21 protein-coding genes are annotated in these 23292 nt (G+C 40.0%); 19 read left to right on the forward strand and 2 right to left on the reverse strand.

Annotated elements, in window-relative coordinates:
• Positions 1–208: 208 nt before the first annotated feature.
• On the reverse strand, positions 209–1912 hold the full coding sequence (locus BGM26_RS02020) for an Rqc2 family fibronectin-binding protein (protein WP_217038076.1): 1704 nt from the start codon (positions 1910–1912) through the stop codon (positions 209–211).
• 199 nt (positions 1913–2111) lie between these two features.
• Between BGM26_RS02020 and BGM26_RS02025 the strand changes: the two genes are divergently transcribed.
• The 17 genes from BGM26_RS02025 to spoVM all read left to right on the forward strand — a co-directional run bounded on the left by BGM26_RS02025 (position 2112) and on the right by spoVM (position 20425).
• Positions 2112–4790, forward strand: coding sequence for a calcium-translocating P-type ATPase, SERCA-type (locus tag BGM26_RS02025; RefSeq protein WP_217038077.1), 2679 nt, complete (start codon positions 2112–2114; stop codon positions 4788–4790).
• 352 nt (positions 4791–5142) lie between these two features.
• A complete protein-coding gene (locus BGM26_RS02030; RefSeq protein WP_217038078.1) occupies positions 5143–6015 on the forward strand; it encodes a YicC/YloC family endoribonuclease in 873 nt (290 codons plus the stop codon).
• Positions 6016–6081: 66 nt separating this feature from the next.
• Entirely contained in the window at positions 6082–6345 is a 264-nt protein-coding gene (gene remA, locus BGM26_RS02035; RefSeq protein WP_217038079.1) for an extracellular matrix/biofilm regulator RemA, read from the forward strand.
• A 9-nt stretch (positions 6346–6354) separates the two neighbouring features.
• Positions 6355–6969 carry a guanylate kinase gene (gene gmk, locus BGM26_RS02040; protein ID WP_217040602.1) on the forward strand — a complete coding sequence of 205 codons (615 nt, stop codon included), beginning with the start codon at positions 6355–6357 and terminating at the stop codon, positions 6967–6969.
• A 3-nt stretch (positions 6970–6972) separates the two neighbouring features.
• Positions 6973–7194 carry a DNA-directed RNA polymerase subunit omega gene (rpoZ, locus tag BGM26_RS02045; RefSeq protein ID WP_217038080.1) on the forward strand — a complete coding sequence of 74 codons (222 nt, stop codon included), beginning with the start codon at positions 6973–6975 and terminating at the stop codon, positions 7192–7194.
• Positions 7195–7320: 126 nt separating this feature from the next.
• Positions 7321–8529, forward strand: coding sequence for a bifunctional phosphopantothenoylcysteine decarboxylase/phosphopantothenate--cysteine ligase CoaBC (gene coaBC, locus BGM26_RS02050; RefSeq protein WP_217038081.1), 1209 nt, complete (start codon positions 7321–7323; stop codon positions 8527–8529).
• Positions 8526–10940 carry a primosomal protein N' gene (priA, locus tag BGM26_RS02055; RefSeq protein WP_217038082.1) on the forward strand — a complete coding sequence of 805 codons (2415 nt, stop codon included), beginning with the start codon at positions 8526–8528 and terminating at the stop codon, positions 10938–10940. Before coaBC ends, priA begins: the two co-directional genes overlap by 4 nt.
• A gap of 73 nt (positions 10941–11013) precedes the next feature.
• Positions 11014–11499, forward strand: coding sequence for a peptide deformylase (gene def, locus BGM26_RS02060; protein ID WP_217038083.1), 486 nt, complete (start codon positions 11014–11016; stop codon positions 11497–11499).
• The gene (gene fmt / locus BGM26_RS02065; RefSeq protein ID WP_217038084.1) at positions 11496–12440 is read left to right on the forward strand and encodes a methionyl-tRNA formyltransferase; all 945 of its coding nucleotides are present in this window, start codon (positions 11496–11498) and stop codon (positions 12438–12440) included. Before def ends, fmt begins: the two co-directional genes overlap by 4 nt.
• A 2-nt stretch (positions 12441–12442) precedes the next feature.
• Entirely contained in the window at positions 12443–13789 is a 1347-nt protein-coding gene (gene rsmB, locus BGM26_RS02070) for a 16S rRNA (cytosine(967)-C(5))-methyltransferase RsmB (RefSeq protein WP_217038085.1), read from the forward strand.
• A 3-nt stretch (positions 13790–13792) separates the two neighbouring features.
• Positions 13793–14878, forward strand: a complete 1086-nt coding sequence (gene rlmN, locus BGM26_RS02075; protein WP_217038087.1) for a dual-specificity RNA methyltransferase RlmN — start codon at positions 13793–13795, stop codon at positions 14876–14878.
• A gap of 4 nt (positions 14879–14882) precedes the next feature.
• On the forward strand, positions 14883–15644 hold the full coding sequence (locus tag BGM26_RS02080) for a Stp1/IreP family PP2C-type Ser/Thr phosphatase (protein WP_217038088.1): 762 nt from the start codon (positions 14883–14885) through the stop codon (positions 15642–15644).
• Positions 15638–17593, forward strand: coding sequence for a Stk1 family PASTA domain-containing Ser/Thr kinase (gene pknB / locus BGM26_RS02085; RefSeq protein ID WP_217038089.1), 1956 nt, complete (start codon positions 15638–15640; stop codon positions 17591–17593). Before BGM26_RS02080 ends, pknB begins: the two co-directional genes overlap by 7 nt.
• A gap of 203 nt (positions 17594–17796) precedes the next feature.
• The gene (rsgA, locus tag BGM26_RS02090) at positions 17797–18678 is read left to right on the forward strand and encodes a ribosome small subunit-dependent GTPase A (RefSeq protein ID WP_217038091.1); all 882 of its coding nucleotides are present in this window, start codon (positions 17797–17799) and stop codon (positions 18676–18678) included.
• A gap of 2 nt (positions 18679–18680) precedes the next feature.
• Complete coding sequence (gene rpe, locus BGM26_RS02095; RefSeq protein WP_217038092.1) at positions 18681–19331, forward strand: ribulose-phosphate 3-epimerase; 651 nt, start codon at positions 18681–18683, stop codon at positions 19329–19331.
• A 265-nt stretch (positions 19332–19596) separates the two neighbouring features.
• A complete protein-coding gene (locus BGM26_RS02100) occupies positions 19597–20244 on the forward strand; it encodes a thiamine diphosphokinase (protein ID WP_217038093.1) in 648 nt (215 codons plus the stop codon).
• 100 nt (positions 20245–20344) lie between these two features.
• Entirely contained in the window at positions 20345–20425 is an 81-nt protein-coding gene (gene spoVM, locus BGM26_RS02105; protein ID WP_213128698.1) for a stage V sporulation protein SpoVM, read from the forward strand.
• A 104-nt stretch (positions 20426–20529) separates the two neighbouring features.
• On the opposite strand, the gene rpmB is transcribed toward spoVM, so the two are convergent.
• Positions 20530–20718 carry a 50S ribosomal protein L28 gene (gene rpmB / locus BGM26_RS02110; protein ID WP_217038094.1) on the reverse strand — a complete coding sequence of 63 codons (189 nt, stop codon included), beginning with the start codon at positions 20716–20718 and terminating at the stop codon, positions 20530–20532.
• A gap of 375 nt (positions 20719–21093) precedes the next feature.
• Here rpmB and BGM26_RS02115 point away from each other — a divergent pair, with 375 nt between their 5' ends.
• Positions 21094–21456 (forward strand): Asp23/Gls24 family envelope stress response protein, encoded by a 363-nt coding sequence (locus tag BGM26_RS02115; RefSeq protein ID WP_217038095.1) that lies wholly within the window; start codon positions 21094–21096, stop codon positions 21454–21456.
• Between the two features lie 16 nt (positions 21457–21472).
• Positions 21473–23146, forward strand: a complete 1674-nt coding sequence (locus BGM26_RS02120; RefSeq protein ID WP_217038096.1) for a DAK2 domain-containing protein — start codon at positions 21473–21475, stop codon at positions 23144–23146.
• Positions 23147–23292 lie beyond the last annotated feature (146 nt).

Consider the following 23292-nt stretch of genomic DNA (forward strand, 5'->3'; position numbering starts at 1 on the left):
ATCCTAACAACTGGTGCTGAGGTAGTGAATCAGCGTCCAATTTTTTCTGAATTATACGGAGAACGCTACGTAGACCAAGATGTACTAAAAAGGGGACTACTGGCTAGTTTCTTCGCCGTTGTAGCCCCTTTTTCAAAACCCGTTTTTTCTACCAAAACAAATCAGGCAAGCAAAGGCTGCTCCCCTTGTTCTTTTTGAAAATCCCCTATCATTGTTTAAGTGCGAGGACGGTTTCCTCATTAGGTGTAACATAAACAGTCTGTTGATTGTCATAAATAACAAATCCAGGCTTTGCCCCGCTAGGTTTTTTTACATGCCGGACTTGAGTAAAGTCGACAGGCACAGAGCCGGATGTTCGTGCTTTGCTGAAATAGGCTGCTAGTGTTGCTGCTTCAAGAATGATTTTGTCTGTTGGTTCTTTGCTGCGGATGAGAACGTGGGAACCAGGAATATCCTTCGTGTGAAGCCATATTTCATCTCGTGCTGCGAGTTTATTTGTTAAGTAATCATTTTGTTTATTGTTTTTACCAACCAAAATTTCAGTTCCATCTGAAGCAGTATAACGATCAAGAATCGGCTTGACGTTTTGCGATTTTTTATTTTTTCGTTTTTGCCGCTCTTTTAAGTATTTGCCCTCAATGAGCTCTTCTCTAATTTCTTCAATATCTTTCGGTGAAGCCGTTTCGACCTGCTGGAGTAAAGTTTCAAAATAGGTAAGCTCTTCTTCCGCTTTTCCGATTTGCTCTTTTACAATCTCGACGGCATTTTTTGCTTTTTGATATTTCGTAAAATATTTCTGTGCGTTTTGTGATGGTGTCTTTTGAGGATCTAAAGGAATAGTGACCATCTCACCATTATAATAATTCAAAACTTCGATTTCTTTGAGCCCTTTATGAATGGCGTAAATATTCGATGTAATCAGCTCGCCATTTAGTTGGTGAATATCGGCGTTCTCTGCTTCCCGTAAAGTCGCTTGCAGTTTTGCAATTTTCTTTTCATTTTTTTCTTTTTCATTAATGATAAAGCGTTCCATGTCACTTGATTGCTGTTTTACGCGATCCCGTTCTGCTTTTCCAAAATAAAAGCGGTCAAGCATTTCGCTAAGAGAAGCAAACGCTTTAGCATTACCTTGCAAATGCTCCAATGGGAAGAGATAGAAATTTTCTCTTTGTTCACTAATTGTGATAGATGGACTAATACGATGATTCTTTAATAATTGGATTAAAGATAAAAATGTTTTAGGCAATGTCGTGCGATTGGCCAGACCCGCATGAAAGATGATTTCCTTTGCAAACAGTGGAGAAAGCCCCGCAAATCCCGCTACTAACTGCTTATCAAGCTTCCCGCTGTTAAAATCAATGCGCCTTAATACTTCTTCCTCATCTGCTTCAAACGGATTATTTTTATCCTGCTGGGGAGGCAAAATATATTCCTGTCCCGGTAAAATGGCGCGATGGCTGTTGACGGCGAATGAAACGTGTTTGATGCTGTCTAAGATGATGTTTCTTGATTTATCAACCAATGTTATGTTGCTGTGCCGCCCCATAATTTCTACAATTAATTGTTTATAAGAAATATCACCAATTTCATTTCTTCCTTTAACTTCAAAAATGATAATTCTGTCCAATCCGACCTGCCGAATTTCTTCAAGAAAGAAGCCTTCCAAATGCTTTCTTAACAGCATACAAAACATCGGCGGTTCAGATGGGTTATCATGTGCCTCATTTGTAAGCTGTACTCTTGCATAGCTGGGATGAACGGAGAGCAGCAGCTTATGATTTTTGCCGTTCGCTCGCACGACCAAAATAATTTCATTTTGATAAGGCTGATGGATTTTACTGATTCTTCCCCCTTTTAACGCTTGGGTAAGCTCTTCCGTCATGGCCCTTGTAAATAAACCATCAAATGACATAGGGAACATCCTTTTCTATTTATTAGTAAATGCGTTTTTATCTACATATCATAGCATTTTTTAGGACGAGGCTGAATAAGCTGTCTTTAGAGTGAGATAGGGACAACTATGCTTCACTTTAATTTTAGCATAAGAAGCAGGACGGTTCGCTAATGGCGGATTCTCTTTAAAAGGAAAAAGGAGGAAGTGTGATGTCCGGATGAAATTTCATGAAATGAATACAAAAGAGGTTGAGCAGGCCCTGAATACAGATGTGCAGGCAGGTTTAACTGAAGATGATGTAAAAAAACGCAGAAAACAATATGGCTATAATGAGCTGGAAGAAGGAGAAAAGCAATCGGCTTTACTCTTATTTTTTAGTCAATTTAAAGATTTCATGGTCCTTGTCTTATTAGCGGCAACCCTTCTATCAGGGTTGCTTGGTGAATACATTGATGCTGTTGCGATTATCGCAATTGTGATTATTAACGGTTTACTCGGCTTTTTTCAAGAAAGAAAAGCTGAAAGATCCTTACATGCCTTAAAAGAACTTTCTGCACCGCAAGTAAGTGTTTTAAGAGATGGAGAATGGACAAAAATCCCCTCTAAAGAAGTGGTTGTCGGAGACCTGCTTAAATTCACAAGCGGGGACCGGATTGGTGCCGATGTAAGAATCATCGAATCAAATAGTCTTGAGGTGGAAGAGTCAGCGTTAACAGGTGAATCATTGCCTGTTCAAAAAACAACCGGCTCATTAAAAACAGGAAACATCGGCATTGGCGACATGGAAAATATGGCATTTATGAGTACGTTAGTAACCCGGGGCAGCGGAATGGGTGTCGTAGTTGCAATTGGGATGAAGACAGCGATGGGACAAATCGCCGATTTATTGCAAAATGCTGAAACAATGACCACTCCTTTACAACGCAGACTAGAGCAATTGGGGAAAATTCTCATTTCGGCTGCATTGTTATTAACGATCTTAGTAGTTGTTGTAGGTGTGCTTCAAGGCCATGATATGTATACGATGTTCCTTGCAGGCGTTTCCTTAGCGGTTGCCGCGATCCCGGAAGGATTGCCAGCCATCGTAACTGTCGCTTTGTCTCTTGGTGTCCAAAGAATGATCAAGAAAAAAGCGATTGTTCGTAAGCTGCCTGCGGTTGAAACGCTTGGCTGTGCGTCCGTTATTTGTTCGGACAAAACGGGCACGATGACGCAAAATAAAATGACTGTCACGCATATTTGGAGCGGTGGCAATGAGTGGCAGGTAGACGGGATTGGCTATGAACCGCAAGGTAATTTTTATCAAAATAATAATCGATTCGAACCTTCAAATGATAAGGCCCTACAGCAGCTGCTTATGTTTGGGATGCTTTGCAACCATGCAGAGGTAAAACAAAAAAACAGCGAATTTATTATAGATGGGGATCCAACAGAAGGTGCTCTCCTTGTTGCCGCAATGAAAGCCGGCTTTAAACGCAACAGCCTTCTGAATAAATATCAAATCATTAATGAATTCCCATTTGATTCTGCCAGAAAAATGATGAGTGTCGTCGTCAAGGATCAACATGGGAAGCAATTTATTGTCACGAAAGGGGCGCCAGATGTTTTAGCAGGCGTTTGCTCATCGATTCTATGGGATGGAAGGCGGCAAATATTATCACGAGAAATGGCGGGGCATATTCAAGGAGCCATTGAGGATCTAGCCTCCCAAGCTTTAAGAACAATTGCGATTGGTTTTAAAGAAATACCCGCTAAAACCTTTCTATTAGATGAAAAAGAGGCGGAAAAGGGGCTAACGTTCATTGGTCTTCAAGGAATGATAGATCCTCCTCGACCTGAAGTGAAGGAAGCTGTAAAAGAATGTAAAGAGGCTGGAATCAAAACAATCATGATTACAGGTGATCATGTTATAACAGCAAAAGCAATTGCGAAGCAGCTGGGGATCTTAACAAGTACATCTAAAGTATTGGATGGAAAAGCTCTTTCCGAAATGCAAGTTGATGACCTTGAAGAGGTTGTAGACGATGTATCTGTTTTTGCTCGTGTTTCTCCCGAGGATAAATTAAAAATTGTGAAAGCTTTGCAAAATAAAGGTCATATCGTGGCAATGACCGGGGACGGAGTGAATGATGCCCCGGCGATCAAAGCTGCAGATATTGGCGTAGCGATGGGCATTACAGGAACGGATGTTGCTAAAGAAGCTTCAGCTCTCGTCCTCCTTGATGATAATTTTGCTACGATTAAATCAGCTATCACTGAAGGCAGAAATATTTACGAGAATATTAGAAAGTTTATTAGATATTTGCTTGCATCCAATGTTGGTGAAATTCTCGTGATGCTATTTGCGATGCTGCTTGGCATGCCTCTTCCATTAGTTCCGATCCAAATCCTCTGGGTAAATCTCGTAACTGACGGATTACCTGCCATGGCCCTAGGACTTGATCAGCCTGAGGAAGATGTTATGAAACGGAAGCCAAGGAGTCCAAAGGAGGGCGTATTTGCAAGGGGACTTGGCTGGAAGGTTGTTTCGAGAGGATTTTTAATCGGATTAGTAACTTTGTTAGCGTTTATTTTTGCCTATAAAGCACATCCGGACGAACTTGTTTACGCGCAAACTGTCGCTTTTTCTACTTTAGTAATGGCTCAGCTTATCCATGTGTTTGATTGCCGCAGTGAGAAGTCAGTTTTTGCAAGAAACCCTTTCGGAAACAAGTATTTAGTTTGGGCGGTCATTTCGTCTTTACTGTTATTGTTTGTTGTTATTTATTATCAGCCGCTTCAGCCAATTTTCCATACGGTGCCGGTTGAATTACATGACTGGTTTATGATAACAGGTTTTGCGTCCGTGCCAACTTTTTTACTTGCAGGTTCATTTTTGGCAAGAAAAAGAAAATAATTTATGGTATAATCCAAAAGGTAGTAGAGAAGTGCTCTATTACCTTTTCTTTTTGCATACATTCCCCATCTTTTATGGTAAAATACCAACTAATTGCTTATAATGGAATTTTACATATTTACTTTATTCAGCAGAAGTCTCTAAACGATATAAGTAGCGAGATAATGCAAATAGGTATCCAATTTAGTGGGAGTCAAACCCCGTTGAATAAAGTTAAGCCTTCGGCGGATGCCACAGATTTTTTAAAGGAATTTATCGAGCAGGCTCGATAAAAATATGGGCGCAAATACGCCAAGGCGAATTTGATTAATGTGTTGTAAATGACATTTCTTCATGTTAGGGATGTGTTTGGATGGTCGAAAGTATGACTGGGTTTGGCAGTAGTAAAAAGGAATCTGGATCGTTTTCAGCTTTAGTTGAAATTAGAACGGTGAACCATCGTTTTTCCGAATACCAGATTAGAATGCCAAGGCAGCTTTTACGAATAGAAGATAAAATGAAAAAAAAGCTTGGTCAATATATTCAAAGAGGAAGAATCGAAGTATATGTAACAGTGGAAGGCGAAGGAATGATGAATCGCCAGATCCGTGTTGATTGGGCGCTTTTAGATGAATATGTTCAATCCGTCAAGAGAATAAAAGACAAGTATTCTATCCGAAATGAAATGACCTTCCAAGACGTAATGCGAGAAGAACTTATCGCCATTGAAGAAAAAGAGACCGCTAATGAAGAAATTGAAAGAATTGTCCTTTCTGCTCTTAATGAGGCGTGTGTTCAATTGAAGCAAATGCGAATAATGGAGGGTGGAGAGCTCGAAAAAGATGTAAATCATCATCTTAATCGTTTAAGTATGCGGGCTGCTGAATTAAGAGTTTATGCGAAGGAAGTAGTTCGGCACTATCAAGAACGGCTAACAAAACGAATGACAGATTTTTTGAATGGTCAATTGGATGAAGCGCGGATTCTTACAGAAGTAGCCATTTTTGCAGATAAAGCAGATATTAACGAAGAGCTGACGAGACTTCAAAGCCACATCAAGCAATTTGTTATCACACTTCAAGGAAAAGAACCGATTGGGAGAAAACTAGACTTTTTACTTCAGGAAATGAACCGGGAAGTGAATACAATTGGTTCGAAGGCTAATGATTCAAAAGTAGCATCCGAAGTGGTGGAGATGAAAAGCTTACTGGAGAAAATGAAAGAACAGGTTCAGAATATAGAATAGCAGGGGCAGTAGTTTAGAATAAGGCTTTCGGGGCCAAAATATATAACTGAAGCTTGGAGGACCAAGATGTCAATTAAATTAATTAATATTGGCTTTGGCAATATTGTCTCCGCCAATCGAATCATCTCAATTGTCAGTCCCGAATCAGCACCTATAAAAAGAATTATCCAGGATGCCCGTGACCGCGGTTCGTTAATTGATGCGACATATGGCAGACGGACAAGGGCTGTCATAGTAATGGACAGTGACCATGTTATCCTTTCAGCAGTGCAGCCGGAAACGGTGGCACACCGCCTAAATGACAAGGATGAAATTATTGATGAAGGGTAGGATCGTTTGATGCAGGAAAAAGGCTTATTAATTGTTTTATCCGGCCCTTCCGGTGTTGGTAAAGGGACAGTAAGGAAAGAAATCTTTTCGCAAGCTAATACATCTTTTGAATATTCTATTTCGATGACGACAAGAACTCCGAGAGAAGGAGAAGTTGATGGCATCGATTATTTCTTTAAATCCCGAGAGGAATTCGAAAATTTGATCGAGCAAGATAAACTGCTTGAATACGCCGAATTCGTTGGGAATTACTATGGCACACCTGTAGACTACGTAAAAGAGACACTTGAAAAAGGTAAAGACGTCTTCCTTGAAATTGAAGTTCAAGGGGCTCGCCAAGTAAGGGAAAAGTTTCCTGATGGCTTATTTATTTTCCTTGTACCGCCAAGCCTCTCTGAACTAAAGAACAGGATCGTTACAAGGGGTACTGAAACTGAAGATGTGATTAATAACCGAATGAGTGTGGCTAAGGAAGAAATTGAAATGATGCACTTATACGACTATGTCGTGGAAAATGATCAAATTGAACTTGCCTGCGAAAGAATTAAAGCAATTGTCGTTGCTGAACACTGCCGCAGAGAACGGGTTGAACCAAGATATATTAACATGCTGGAGGTAGATTAACCGATGCTTTATCCTTCTATTGACTCATTAATGACAAAAATTGATTCAAAATATTCCCTTGTTTCAGTTGCTGCAAAACGGGCGCGTAAGATGCAAGAAAACGCCAAGCCACTTATTGATAAATATGTTTCCCATAAGAATGTTGGCAAAGCACTCGAGGAAATCAATGCGGATCATCTTCATTACCGCCTCGGGGAAAAGCAAGGGGAAGATAAGTACGAATAAACCAAAAATAACAACCTTTAAACAGGTTGTTATTTTTGTTTTCATTTCCAGTTTTAATAGATGAAATAATAATATTCTTCTTGCATAATAAAAGATATAATTTCAGAAATGGATGGGGGTCCAATGATGCTGAACGGGAAAAAAATACTATTATGTGTGACAGGTGGAATTGCTGTATATAAAGCAGCGGCGTTAACAAGTAAGCTTACCCAGGCCGGAGCAGATGTGAAGGTGATTTTAAGTGAATCTGCAGGGGAATTTGTTACTCCTTTAACTTTTCAGGCTTTGTCTAGGAATGATGTGTATACTGATACATTTGATGAAAAAGATTCAAAAGTGATTGCCCATATTGACCTCGCGGATTGGGCTGATTTAATTTTAATTGCACCTGCTACCGCCAATGTGATCGGGAAGCTTGCGAACGGAATTGCTGACAATATGATCACAACGACACTATTGGCTGCTACAGGACCTATTTGGATCGCCCCAGCAATGAATGTCCATATGTACAGCCATCCGGCTGTTCTTAAAAACATCGAAACACTTCATGGCTTCGGTTATCAATTTATTGAACCTGGGGAAGGATATCTTGCCTGCGGATATGTTGGGAAAGGCCGTCTTGAGGAGCCAGAAAAAATAACGGAAAATATTGCGGGTTTTTTTAGCCATAGCGGTCCGGAATTATCAGGAAAAAAGGTAGTCATTACTGCCGGCCCAACGAGAGAAAAAATTGACCCTGTCAGATATATTACGAATCATTCTTCAGGGAAAATGGGCTATTCCATTGCGGAGGAAGCGACGCGGAAAGGAGCTGAAGTGATTCTTATTTCAGGTCCGGTTTCTTTGCCGCCGCCTGCGGGAGTCCGTCTCATAAAAGTTGAAAGTGCAGAAGATATGTACAATGCGGTCATGAAGGAATACACGACAGCTGATATCGTCATTAAAACAGCAGCTGTTGCTGATTACCGGCCGAAAGTAAGTTACAGCCATAAGGTGAAAAAACAGCCTGGTGAAGAAGTTTTAGAGCTTGAAAGAACGAAAGACATTTTATATGAACTCGGCAAGAGCAAGAAAGAGCAAATCTTAATTGGTTTTGCAGCTGAAACGGATCATGTCGCTGAGTATGCGAAAGGAAAGCTAATCAAAAAAAATGCCGATATGATTGTCGCTAACAATGTGGGAACAGCTGGCGCTGGATTCGGAACTGATACGAATATCGTTACATTTTTCAAACGTGATGGAACTTCAGTGGAACTGCCGCTAATGTCAAAAAAGGCAGTTGCTTTGAAAATACTTGAAGAAGCTTTTCAATTGTTAAGGGATGAAACAAAATGAACATTGCCAGTATTATTGTAGATGTACCGGCGAAGCAAACGGACCGGGCATTTGATTACTTAATCCCAGATCATTTAATCGGTGTGATCGAACCGGGCATGAGGGTGGTTGTGCCATTTGGACCAAGGAAAATTCAGGGGTTTGTAACAGCGCTAAAAGACAAATCAGATTTTGCTAAATTAAAAGAGCTAATTGAACCAATGGATTTAACGCCAGTGCTGAATCAGGAGCTTCTTTCCCTAGGGAACTGGCTGACAGAAAAAACACTCTGCTATAAAATCTCTGCCTTCCAAGTCATGCTTCCTGCTGCTCTAAAGGCGAAATATGAAAAAAAACTTAAATTAACCGGGATTGTGAATGAAGGGGAAATGCCTGCTGAGATTCAAAGGATGTTCGAAAATCAAGACCTCATTTCCTGGGAAGAAGCGGTGAAGATGGGTTCGATTTCCCTTTTGCAAAAGGAAACGGCTAAAGGGAGCATCGAAATCATTTATGATGTAAAAGAGCGGGTGAAAAAGAAAAAACTAAAACATATTTTTTTAAATATGAGTAAAGAAGAACTGGCTTCACAAAAAGATCAGTTGCCTTCCCAAGCAGCGAAGCAGAAGAAGGTCATTGATTATTTCCTTCAAACAGATAGCCCTGTGGAGCTTCGTCTACTTTTGTCCCATTTGGGTGTTTCATCGTCTGTTATTAATGGATTAATCCAAAAGGGCATCCTAAACCAGAAGGAAATGGAAGTGTACCGTGATCCGTTTGAAGAAAGAAATTTTGCAAGAACTGATCCGCTCCCGCTTACGGAGGAACAAACGAATGCGATAACGCCCGTTCTTCATTCATTGGACGAAAAGAAGCATCAGATCTTTTTGTTGTACGGGGTAACAGGAAGCGGAAAGACGGAAGTCTATCTTCAATCCATTCAAAAAGTCCTCCAAGAAGGAAAAGAAGCGATTGTTCTTGTCCCGGAAATATCATTGACACCGCAAATGGTCAAACGGTTTAAAGGAAGATTCGGGGATCAAGTGGCTGTCATGCATAGCGGTCTTTCTGCAGGCGAAAAATATGATGAATGGCGAAAAATCCAAAGAAAAGAAGTAAAAGTCGTTGTCGGAGCGCGATCGGCTATTTTTGCCCCTTTTGAAAATCTCGGAATTATTATTATTGATGAGGAACATGAGACAAGTTATAAACAAGAGGAGAATCCTCGCTATCATGCGCGCGATGTAGCGATTGAAAGAGCATATCAGCATCGTTGTCCTGTTGTCCTCGGCAGTGCAACCCCGTCTCTTGAATCATTTGCAAGGGCACAAAAAGGCGTATACAAGCTGCTTTCATTGCCGAAAAGGATGAATAATCAGGCCTTGCCTGCAGTCGAAATTGTTGATATGCGGGAAGAATTGCGTGATGGAAATCGCTCAATGTTTTCACGATCACTGCTTGAAAAAATAAAGGATAGATTGGAAAAAAAGGAACAGATCGTTTTATTCCTTAATAAAAGAGGCCATTCGTCCTTTGTCATGTGCAGGGACTGCGGATATGTTGTAAACTGTCCAAATTGTGATATCTCATTGACATACCATCGGTTTAATCAACAAATGAAATGCCATTATTGTGGATACGAAGCTTCGGTTCCAGACAAATGCCCTGAATGTAACAGTGAGCATATTCGCTATTTTGGAACAGGGACACAAAAGGTAGAAGAAGAGATCATCAAAATCCTGCCTGAAGCAAAGGTTATTCGAATGGATGTGGACACGACAAGCCGCAAAGGTTCACATGAAAGGCTACTGGATCAATTCCAGGAAGGAAATGCTGATATCCTCCTCGGGACACAGATGATTGCTAAAGGACTCGATTTTCCGAACATTACCCTTGTGGGGGTATTATCCGCAGACACGATGCTCCATTTACCCGATTTCCGCTCTTCTGAGAAAACGTTCCAATTATTAACCCAAGTAAGCGGGCGAGCAGGCAGACATGAACTGGCAGGAGAGGTCATTATCCAGACGTATACACCCGAACATTATAGTATTGAGCTAGCAGGTGATCAGGACTTTGACCGTTTTTATGAAAGAGAAATGATGATGCGGAAAATTCATAAGTATCCTCCATTTTATTATGTCTCACTCATAACCGTCAGTCATGAAGAATTAATGAAGGCCGTATCAGTTACAGAAAAAATTACAGCCTATATTGGTTCCCGGCTATCAAAGGATGCGATTTGTTTAGGTCCTGTAGCTTCTCCCATTCCTAGGATCAATAATAGATATCGCTATCAATGTTTGATAAAATACAAACGAGAACCAGAACTAGGCCGCTCGTTAAAAAAAATGCTCGATCATTATCAGCAAGAAACAGCATTAGGCGATCTGCAAATTTCGGTGGATGTCAATCCATATATTCTAATGTAGATCAATCTGTTATGAACGTTGAGAATATGGGCGAAAATAGACTAAAGAATAAAGAGAAAGTGGAGGAAATGTTTTGGCAGTTAGAAAAATTATCACTTATCCCGCTGAGATTTTAGAGGTACAGTGTCAGCCTGTTACCTTTTTTGATAAAAAGCTTACTAAACTTTTAAATGATATGTACGATACGATGCTTGAATTTGATGGTGTAGGGCTTGCGGCACCACAGATTGGTCTTGATAAACAAATTGCGATTGTTGATATAGATGATGAAAATGGAACCATCGAATTGATTAATCCTGAAATACTCGAAACGAAGGGCGAACAACTCGGCCCTGAAGGATGTTTAAGTTTTCCTGGTTTGTATGGGGAAGTCATCAGACCTGACTATGTAAAAATAAAAGCCCAGGACAGAAAAGGGAAATATTATACACTTGAAGCAGAGGGCTTTTTAGCAAGAGCGATTTTACATGAAATTGACCATCTGCAAGGTGTTCTTTTTACATCAAAAGTGACGAGATATTTGGACGAAGAAGAGTTAGAAGGGTTGGAAGTTGAATGACGAAAATAGTATTTATGGGGACCCCGGATTTCTCCGTTCCTGTTTTGCAGCAAATCTTAAATGATGGCTATGAAGTGATCGGAGTAGTTACACAACCTGACCGTCCGGTTGGGCGTAAGCGGGTATTAACGCCTCCACCTGTTAAAGTTGAAGCTGAAAAGCACGGGATTCCTGTTTTTCAGCCAGAGAAAATTCGGCAGCCTGAAGAATTAGAGAAAATCCTTGCCTTGAATCCAGAATTAATAGTCACTGCTGCTTTTGGACAAATTTTACCTAATGAATTGCTGGAAGCTCCTAAATACGGATGTATTAATGTGCATGCCTCTTTGCTCCCGGAACTTAGAGGCGGGGCGCCGATCCATTATTCGATCATCCAAGGAAAAGAAAAAACGGGTATTACAATCATGTATATGGCTGAAAAGCTTGATGCAGGAGATATTCTGACCCAGGTGGAAGTTCCAATTGCGGAAACAGATACAGTCGGTACTTTGCATGATAAATTAAGCAAGGCTGGTTCGAATCTTCTATCAGAAACGTTACCAAAACTGTTGAACGGTGAATTGGAGCCTATTCCACAAAAGGATGAGGATGCTACTTTTGCTTCTAATATAAGAAGAGAACAAGAAAAAATCGACTGGACGAAGACCGGAGAGGAAATCTACAACCATATTCGCGGTTTAAATCCATGGCCTGTTGCTTATACAACATTGGACGGAACGGCAGTAAAGGTATGGGAATCAGAAAAAATAAAAACCGTTTTAAAAGAGGCCCCAGGCACAATCATAAATTTGGAGGCTGACGCCCTTGTTGTGTCCACAGGAAACGAAACGGCGATTAAAATAATCGAGCTTCAACCATCTGGAAAGAAAAAAATGACGGCTGAGCAATTTTTAAGAGGGGCTGGATCTCAAATGGAGATCGGCACTCAATTAGGGAGATAGCAATGAGCAAAAAGAAAAACGTCCGGGAAACGGCAATGGACCTACTGGAGTCCGTTGAAAAGAACCAATCGTACAGCAACCTGCTTCTAAATAACGCGATCAACAAAAATAATATTAATCCGAAAGATATCGGTCTGTTGACAGAATTAACATATGGTACACTGCAACGGAAAATGAGTCTTGACTACTTTTTGCAGCCATTTCTAAAAGGGAATAAAAAGATAGAAAGCTGGGTTATGCAATTATTGAGGCTTACGCTTTACCAAATGGTTTATTTGGATAAAATTCCTGATCGCGCTGCTATTTACGAGGCTGTTGAAATCGCTAAAAGCCGCGGCCATAAGGGGATTTCGGGAATGGTAAACGGCGTTTTGCGGAACATTCAAAGACAAGGGCTTCCATCACTGGAAGAAATAAAAGAACCTTCTGAGAGGCTGGCTATTGAAACAAGTCATCCATTATGGCTTGTGAAAAGATGGGTCGAACAGCTTGGTTTTGAAAAAACGAAACAAATGTGTGAAATTAATTTAACAGCTCCTTTACAGACAGCAAGAGTGAATTTCACGAAAACAACGAGGGAGGAATGTTTATCCCTTCTTACGGAAGAAGGCTTTCATGTTGAACCGAGCAAGGTGATTCCAGAAGCCATCAAATGTTACCGTGGAAATCTTGCAAACTCAAATGCATTTAAAGATGGCTTAATCACCATTCAAGATGAAAGCTCCATGCTTGTTGCTTATGCCTTAGGGGTGGCAGAAAATGAAAAGGTATTGGATGCATGCGCAGCACCTGGCGGAAAGTCTACTCATATTGCTGAAAAGCTGCAAAATACTGGACAAGTTGTTTCCCTTGACTTGCACGAACATAAAATAAAGCTGATAAATGATAATGCTGGGAGGCTTGACTTATCTAATATTCAAACCAGTGCACTTGATAGCAGAAAGGTTCAGGAGCATTTTGAAAAAGAGTCATTTGACCGGATCTTATTAGATGCTCCGTGCTCAGGGCTTGGGGTTATGAGAAGAAAGCCAGATATGAAATATACGAAAAATGAAGTAGATTTGTCACAACTGCACAACATCCAGAAAAACTTGTTAAAAGCCGTTTCCCCTTTATTGAAAAAAGGTGGTATTCTAGTTTATAGTACTTGTACGATTGATATGGAAGAGAATCAACATGTAGTCGCATCATTTTTAGCCGAAAACACGGATTATGAAGGGGATACTTCAGTTAAGGAACGAATGCCTGAGATGATTCGTCCGTTTGTAAAAAAGTATGATCTTCAATTATTGCCACAAGATATCGGCTCCGATGGCTTTTATATAGCCTGTTTAAGAAAGAAGGTATAAGGTATGGAACCAACAACTGCTAAGAAAGAAACAATAACAGATCAAAAACCGTCCATTTATTCTTTACAACTTAATGAGCTAAAGGACTGGTTAAAAGAGAATGATGAAAAGGCGTTCCGTGCAGAGCAGATTTTTGACTGGTTGTATACGAAAAGAGTTGCATCCTTTGATGAAATGACCAATTTGTCAAAAGGGATGAGAGATAAATTAGCTTCGACCTTTACATTAACGACCTTAAAAACACTTATTCAACAGCAATCTTCAGACGGAACGATTAAATTCTTGTTTGAGCTTCATGATGGGTATTCCATTGAAACAGTTTTAATGAGGCACGAATATGGAAATTCTGTTTGTGTAACAACTCAGGTTGGCTGTAGAATCGGTTGTACATTTTGTGCATCCACGCTAGGCGGATTAAAACGTAATTTAGAGGCAGGAGAAATTGTGGCGCAGGTCGTAAAAGTACAACAGGCACTTGATGAAACAGATGAGCGCGTCAGCTCGATTGTTATCATGGGAATTGGAGAGCCGTTTGACAACTATGATCAAATGCTATCCTTCCTGAAAATTGTTAATCATGACAAAGGATTGAATATAGGTGCCCGCCACATCACTGTTTCGACAAGCGGAATCATTCCAAAAATTTATCAATTTGCGGATGAGAATATGCAAATCAACTTTGCGCTCTCCCTTCATGCGCCAAATTCGGAGCTAAGGAGCCGACTCATGCCGATTAACCGCGCCTATAAACTGCCTGATCTCATGGATGCCATTCGCTACTATGTAAATAAAACCGGCAGACGTGTCAGCTTTGAATATGGTTTATTTGGCAATGTCAATGACCAAGTAGAGCATGCAGAGGAATTAGCTAAGTTAGTAAAAGGGATAAAATGCCATATTAACTTAATTCCCGTTAATTATGTTCCAGAAAGAGATTATGTTCGAACACCAAAAGAGCAAATTTTTAAGTTTGAAAAAACATTAAAAAATCACGGCATAAATGTAACCATTCGCAGGGAGCAGGGGCATGACATTGATGCAGCATGTGGACAACTTCGTGCAAAGGAGAGAAAAGAAGAGACGAGGTGACAAGATGAAAGCTGTTTTTAAAACAGACCGAGGCAGAGTTCGACAGCATAATGAAGATAGTGGCGGAGTTTTTATTAACCGCAGCGGCCAGCGCCTTGCCATTGTAGCAGATGGCATGGGCGGGCACCGTGCGGGTGATGTTGCAAGTGAAATGACGTTAGCAAATTTGAAGATGCTGTGGGGAAATACAGAAGAAATCCAAAAAGCTGATGAAGCAGAAGAATGGCTGAAATTAAACATTGCCAAGGTGAATGAAATTTTATTTGAGCATTCGAAAACTTTTTCCGAATGTGAGGGTATGGGTACAACCGTTGTAGCTGTCATTTGTACAGACCGTTTTTCAACTGTAGCCAGTGTTGGCGATAGCCGCTGCTATATTCTAAATGAAACTGGATTCCAGCAATTAACGGAGGATCATTCCCTTGTTAACGAATTAGTCCGTTCCGGGCAAATTTCGAAGGAAGATGCAGAACATCACCCGATGAAAAATGTTGTGTTAAGAGCATTGGGGACTGAAGAGACAGTCGTTATGGATATAAAAACGATTATATTCGAAGACGACGACATATTACTATTATGCTCCGATGGTCTGTCAAATAAAGTCAATGAAATGGAAATGCTGGGTATTCTAAAAAGTGATAAAAGTCTAGATGAGAAGGCTGCTAAACTTATCGATTTGGCCAATGATCATGGCGGAGAAGATAATATCACTCTGATAATTGTCGAGTTCTTAGATGGCAGTGAGTCTGGTGATGAACAATGCTAATAGGTAAAAGACTTAGCGGGCGTTACAAAATTCTTGAAATCATTGGCGGCGGTGGGATGGCCAATGTTTATTTAGCTCATGATATGATTCTTGACCGGGATGTAGCTGTTAAGATGCTGCGTCTTGATTTTGCCAATGACGATGAATTTATTCGCCGCTTTCACCGAGAAGCCCAGTCAGCAACAAGTCTTGCCCATCCTAATATTGTCAGTATTTACGATGTTGGTGAAGAAGATTCTATTTATTACATTGTAATGGAATATGTGGCCGGTCAAACATTAAAGCAATACATACAGAAAAATAGCCCAGTTCGGATGGATGAAGCTATTGATATTATGAGACAACTGACATCGGCTATTTCACATGCCCATCAGAATCATATTATTCATCGTGATATCAAGCCCCACAATATATTAATTGATCACCATGGAAATGTGAAAATCACCGATTTTGGGATTGCAATGGCATTGAGTGCGACAAGCATTACGCAGACAAACTCGGTGTTAGGTTCTGTGCATTATTTGTCTCCTGAACAGGCAAGGGGCGGAATGGCTAATCGGAAGTCTGACATCTATTCATTGGGAATTGTCATGTTCGAGCTGCTAACGGGAAGATTGCCATTTTCAGGGGAATCAGCAGTATCGATTGCGCTCAAACATTTACAATCTGAGACTCCATCTTTACGGCGTTGGAACCCTTCGATCCCTCAAAGCGTCGAAAATATTGTTTTTAAAGCGACAGCAAAGGATCCTTTTCATCGTTATGATAGCGTAGAGGAAATGGAAGATGATTTAGGGACGGCATTGGACCCCGATCGAATAAATGAAGGGAAATTTTGGGTTCCAATTGATGCTGATGCCACGAAAGCAATTCCAGTCATAACAGAAGATCGTCCTTATGCGAACATGGATGAGACCCTTGTTCATGGGAAAGATGGAACAAACGGCCATAATAATCTAGAATCGAAGCCAGTGAAAGATAAGAAAAAACGCAAAAAATGGCCTATCATTTTAGTTTCTGTCTTTTTGAGTCTTCTCATACTTGGTGTTCTTACAGTTACGGTCCTACCGGATTTGTTATCACCAAAAGACCTTGAAATTCCAGATGTATCAGGAAAGGGAATTGAGGCGGCCGTTACACAGCTCAAAGCTGCCGGCTTTATTGTTAGTGATCCGAAAAAGATATATGATGCTGACATTGACGAAGGTCTTGTCATAAAAACGGATCCTAAAGCTGGGAAAATCGTAAAAGAAGGAACAAACATTGAGATTTATGAAAGTTTAGGCAAGGAAAAGTTCGCGTTGGACGATTATCGGGGACAACTTTACGATGACGTCGAGAAACAACTGTCAGGCCACTTTAAGAATATCACGAAAATAGAAGTTAATAACGAAAACGAATCCACTGGAACGATTCTTGATCAAAACATCAAACAAGGAGAAGTTATACCAGAGGAAACAGAATTAGAGTTTACTGTTAGTTTGGGACCAAAGCCGATTACTTTAAAAGATTTAAAAGAATATAATGTAAAGGGTTTACAGGAATATGAAGAATCGACCGGATTGGTAATCGATATGTCGATGGAAGACTATTCTGATGATATTCCCAAAGAGCATGTGATCTCTCAAAATCCTTTGCCTGGAGCAGTCTTGTCAAGGGGCAACATCGTTAAAGTTGTATTGTCAAAAGGAAAAAAAGAAATTCCGCCTAAAGTAGTCCCTGTGGAAATAAATATTCCGTATGATCCCACAAAAGAGGGACAGCCTCAGGAAGTCCAAATATATATTGAAGATATGAATCATAGCTTGACAGAACTTTATGATACACTTTACATTACAGAAAACAAGAAGATAAGTATTGAATTATTGATTCCATTTGGACAAAAGGGTGGTTATAAACTGGTACAAGATAGTAATGTGATTGATTATCAGACAGTACCATATCAGTAATAAACAAAATCGATATGGATTTTGAAAGTTAGCGTAAATTATGAAAAATATTTGATTGAAACAACCAAACTAACTTAATAAGGCGGTTTGAATAGAGCTACGCTTAATTAAATATTTTATGCTGATGTCGTCAATTTTTTAACAAAATTGGCTTCTCAAGTTAAGTTAAGTGAAGCTCCCACCTTTTTGTAAGGAGTGTTGCTATGCCTGAGGGCAAGATTATTAAAGCGTTAAGCGGCTTTTATTATGTATTGAGCGATAGTGAAACCGTTCAATGCCGCGGACGGGGGGTTTTTCGGAAAAATAAGGTAACTCCACTTGTCGGTGACGAAGTTGTTTTTCAAGCTGAGAATAATAAGGAAGGCTATATTTTAGAAGTGAAAGACCGCAAGAATGAACTCGTTCGGCCGCCAATTGCCAATGTAGATCAGGCTATTCTTGTCTTTTCTGCGGTCGAACCTGATTTTAGCACAGCCCTTCTAGACCGTTTTCTTGTGTTGGTGGAATTTAATCATATTAAGCCGGTCATTTGCGTCACGAAAATGGATTTAACAAATGATGCGCAACATAATGAAATAGTAGCCTATGCGGAAGATTACCGAAAGGCAGGTTACGATGTTTTGTTAACTTCTTCGGAAACGGAGGAGGGCATAAAAGATTTATATCCATACTTAGAAGGGGAAATATCTGTTTTTGCTGGACAATCAGGTGTCGGAAAATCAACTCTTCTTAATGCGCTTAGACCTGATTTAGAACTTAAAACAAACGATATTTCTTCCCATCTTGGCCGTGGGAAGCATACAACAAGACATGTCGAACTAATTAAAGTCGGAGAGGGCCTAGTAGCTGATACGCCTGGGTTTAGTTCACTTGAATTTATGGATATAGAAGTGGAGGATCTCAACGTCTGTTTTCCTGAAATTCAAAGCAAAAGTGAAGACTGTAAATTCAGGGGATGCCTGCACATCGCAGAGCCAAAATGTGCGGTTAAAGCTTCCGTAGATAATGAAGAAATCCCACTGTATCGATACGAGCACTATAAGACATTTTTGCAGGAAATAAAAGAGAGAAAGCCGAGGTACTAATTATGGTAAAGATTGCACCTTCGATATTATCCGCCGATTTTTCCAAGCTGGGAGAAGAAATAAAGGATGTGGAAAAAGGAGGAGCGGATTATATTCATGTGGATGTAATGGATGGGCATTTTGTTCCTAATATTACCATTGGTCCTTTAATTGTCGAAGCTATCCGTCCAGTGACAAAGCTTCCTTTGGATGTTCATCTGATGATCGATAATCCGGACCAATATATTGAGGCGTTTGTTAAAGCAGGTGCCGATTATATTACGGTTCACGTAGAAGCTTGCCGCCATTTGCATCGAACGATCCATTTCATCAAGTCATTTGGAATAAAAGCAGGTGTCGTGTTAAACCCGGCAACTCCGGTTCATACAATAGAGAATATTTTAGAGGACATCGATATGGTTTTACTTATGACAGTAAACCCTGGCTTTGGCGGCCAAGAATTTATTCATTCCGTACTTCCGAAAATTTCTGCAGTTAAAGAAATGGCGGACTCAAAAGGGCTTAATATTGAAATCGAAGTGGATGGCGGTGTGAATGAAGAAACGGCGAAGCTATGTATTGAGGCGGGAGCGAACGTTCTTGTAGCCGGTTCTGCTGTGTACAATCAAAAAGACCGCGCAAAGGCAATTGCTGCAATAAGAGGGTCCAAATAATATATTAAAATTAGAAGTCAGCTGGTGAACGGCTGGCTTCTTATAGCTTTTGGCTATGTTAAAGCTCAATGTTGATTTTTGCACTTTGTTGATTGGAGCGGAAGGTGCGTAGACTCCTGCGGGAGTAGCGGGATAGGTGAGACCCCGAAGGCGCAGTGCGCCGAGGAGGCTCACCGCCCGCCCCGCGGAAAGCGAAGCGCCTGGAGTGGAAATCAGCAGGCAAGTTTAACAAAGCCTAACTTTTAATAAAATTAGGGTGAATAAGATGATAATAAATATACTTGCTGGCGGTCCAGAAGAACTTTTACCGGATCTTAAAGATTATTATTCGGAGACTGATATTTGGATTGGTGTTGATAAAGGTGTCCTTACTCTCATGTCCAATGGAATTATACCATCAATGGCATTTGGTGATTTCGATTCGGTCACAGAGGAAGAGATGACCATGATTGAGGAGAATGTGAAGGAATTAAACCGATTTAAACCTATAAAGGATGAAACGGACATGGAGCTTGCTTTGAATTTTGCCTTGGAACAAAGTCCGGAATTAATTCGATTATTTGGGGCAACCGGGGGAAGACTTGACCATTTGTTTGCCAATATTCAACTGCTTGTAAAACCAACCTTAAACCGGGATTTCGTTCAGGTGGAAATGATTGATCAAAAAAACATCGTCTATTTGAAGCCACCAGGGAGTTATTCGATAAAAAGAAATTCAACATTAAAATACATTTCATTTGTTCCAATTACTATGGAGGTCTGCGGTCTAACGCTGCAAGGCTTTAAATATCCCTTAAAAGATTGTCATATTCCGTTAGGATCTACCTTATGTATTAGTAATGAACTTATTAATGATTATGGTAATTTTTCATTTTCCGAAGGCATAATAATGGTTGTAAGGAGTAATGATTAAAATGAAAATCATGAGTACTTATCTTTATTATTTGAATAAGATGGTAAGGGTGAATGAAGTAAAGCTGGATGCGCAAGACTCGTGAGGAGGGACACGAATAATGAGATTTTATACCATTAAACTGCCAAGATTTTTAGGTGGTATTGTTCGCGCTATGTTAGGAACATTCAAAAAAGATTAAATAAATACATGAAAAGAAGGAGCACCCACTATGGGTGCTTTATTTTTTGATAAAGGAAATAAAAATAATAAAAGGACATCCAAAATGGATGTCCTTACACTTTATTAAACGCGTTCTACTTTACCTGATTTTAGCGCTCTTGCAGAAACCCAAACACGCTTAGGCTTACCGTCTACAAGAATACGTACTTTTTGAAGGTTAGCACCCCAAGTACGCTTGTTAGCGTTCAATGCATGGGAACGTGCGTTACCTGTTGTTGTTTTTTTACCAGTTACTACACATTTACGTGGCATATTCATTTCCCTCCTTATTACAAAAGCTGAAGCTGATTTTCATGCTTACATTTGCCATGTCAGATGATCAATCTAATTCTATGAGAAAAACAGCAGAACTGCTTTTCGCACATTAAAAGATACTTTAATAATTTATCATACAACCTTCTTGATTGCAATAGAAACAATAGTCTTTCAAGAAAATTTCCTTGACATAGCCTATAGTCTGATAAGCTATAATAAAGAAGGGAGAGTTTGACTTTCAAAAAAATAGTGCCTATAGTAAAATGTTCATTATAAGATAGGAAGTTTATGTTCTTTTTAGTTAGGAAAATTTCAAAATCCGGGTGCCTTCGCTTTTCTTATCTGGAAAAATTTCCAAAGGGGGAATAAATCATGTCTATCGAACTACAAACAAAATTCGGGCAAATTGATATCTCGAATGATGTTATTGCAACGATTGCCGGCGGAGCAGCAGTTGACTGTTATGGGATTGTTGGAATGGCCTCAAAAAATCAGATTAAAGACGGCCTGACAGATATTTTGCGGAAGGAAAATTTTACCCGTGGGGTTATCGTTCGCCAAGAAAACGATGAAGTACATATTGATATGTATATAATTGTAAGTTATGGAACGAAAATTTCTGAGATTGCCCACAACGTGCAATCAAAAGTAAAATACACGCTGGATAAAACAGTAGGACTTGCTGTTGACTCGGTGAATATTTACGTTCAGGGCGTTCGTGTAACGAGCCCGTAGTGAGGAGGAAAGACTTGTGTCAATAAAAGCTTTAGATGGAAAACGTTTTGCGGAAATGGTTATCCAGGGGGCAAACTATTTATCCTTGAATGCCAAGTATGTAGATGCGCTAAACGTTTTTCCTGTTCCTGATGGCGACACAGGAACAAACATGAATTTGTCAATTACTTCCGGTGCGAAGGAAGTGAAAAATAATGTGCAGGAGCATATTGGAAAAGTGGGAGCAGCCCTTTCTAAAGGCCTACTTATGGGCGCGCGAGGGAATTCAGGCGTTATTTTGTCGCAGCTATTCCGAGGTTTCTCAAAAGCGATCGAGCAAAAAGCAACGATTAACGGACATGAATTTGCGGCAGCACTTCATTCAGGGGTTGAAACGGCCTATAAGGCAGTGATGAAGCCTGTTGAAGGGACAATACTAACGGTTGCAAAGGATTCAGCTAATAAAGCTGTTCAAATAGCTACAAATGAAGAAAATATAATTACCATTATGGAAGAAGTAGTGAGAGAAGCAAAAGCTTCCCTTGACAGAACACCTGACTTACTGCCGGTGCTTAAAGAAGTAGGTGTTGTCGACAGCGGGGGTCAAGGGCTTGTTTTTGTTTATGAGGGCTTCCTTGCTGAATTAAAAGGCGAAAAGCTTCCTGATAGTCCATCAGCCCTTCCGAAAATGGAAGAGCTTGTAAGTGCGGAACACCATAAAAATGTTCATAGCTTTATGAATACTGAGGATATTGAGTATGGCTATTGTACAGAATTTATGGTGAAATTCGAAAGTGATAAGCTTTCAGAAAAACCGTTTTCAGAAGAAACCTTTCGCCAAGACTTAAGTAAATACGGTGATTCATTATTAGTAATCGCTGATGAAGAGCTTGTTAAAGTACATATCCATTCCGAGCAGCCAGGCGATTGTTTATCATATGGCCAGCGCTACGGAACCCTGATTAATATGAAGATTGAAAATATGCGCGAGCAGCATTCGAACTTAGTTGATACTCCGCTCGTTTCTGAAACTGGAAATAGAACGAAGAAACAACTTGAATACGGGATTATCACGGTTTCAATGGGCAGCGGCATTGCCGATTTATTTCGCAGCATCGGAGCACATGCAGTCATTGAAGGCGGTCAAACAATGAATCCAAGTACGGAAGATATTGTGAAGGCAATGAATGAAATCAATGCGAAGAAAATTATTATTCTGCCTAATAATAAAAATATCATTATGGCTGCTCAGCAAGCGGCTGAGATGACTGATTACGAAGCCATTGTCATTCCATCGAAAACAGTCCCTCAAGGAATGTCTGCGTTACTTGCGTTTAATCCAGGTACAGGATTAGCACAGAATGAGGCAGGAATGACAGAAGCATTACAGCATGTGAAAACTGGCCAAATCACCTTCGCTGTTCGTGATACAAGTATTGATGGTCTTGAAATCGAAAAAGATGATTTCATGGGAATTGCCGAAGGTAAAATTATTGTTAAAAACAAAGATAAAGTCCAGTCTGCCAAAGACTTGCTTGCGAAAATGATCGATGAAGATTCAGAAATCTTAACCATTCTAAAGGGTGAAGATGCTTCTGAAGATGATGTAGAAGCCATTGCCAGCTTTATTGCTGAAGAATTCGATGATATTGAAATTGAAGTGCATGATGGGAAACAGCCATTGTACGCATTCATTTTTGCGATTGAATAAAACACTTGGTATCAGCTTGTAATTAATACGATATTCATTAGAGGATATATAAGATATATCCTCTTTTTTGTGAAGGAAATGGGGACAGGGCTACGTCAACTTATTAAGTAAAACCAATCTGCTAGAATTTGTTGAAGTGGAAAATG

Source organism: Bacillus sp. FJAT-29790, from assembly GCF_019039215.1.
In the GTDB taxonomy this organism is placed as follows: domain Bacteria; phylum Bacillota; class Bacilli; order Bacillales; family Cytobacillaceae; genus Cytobacillus.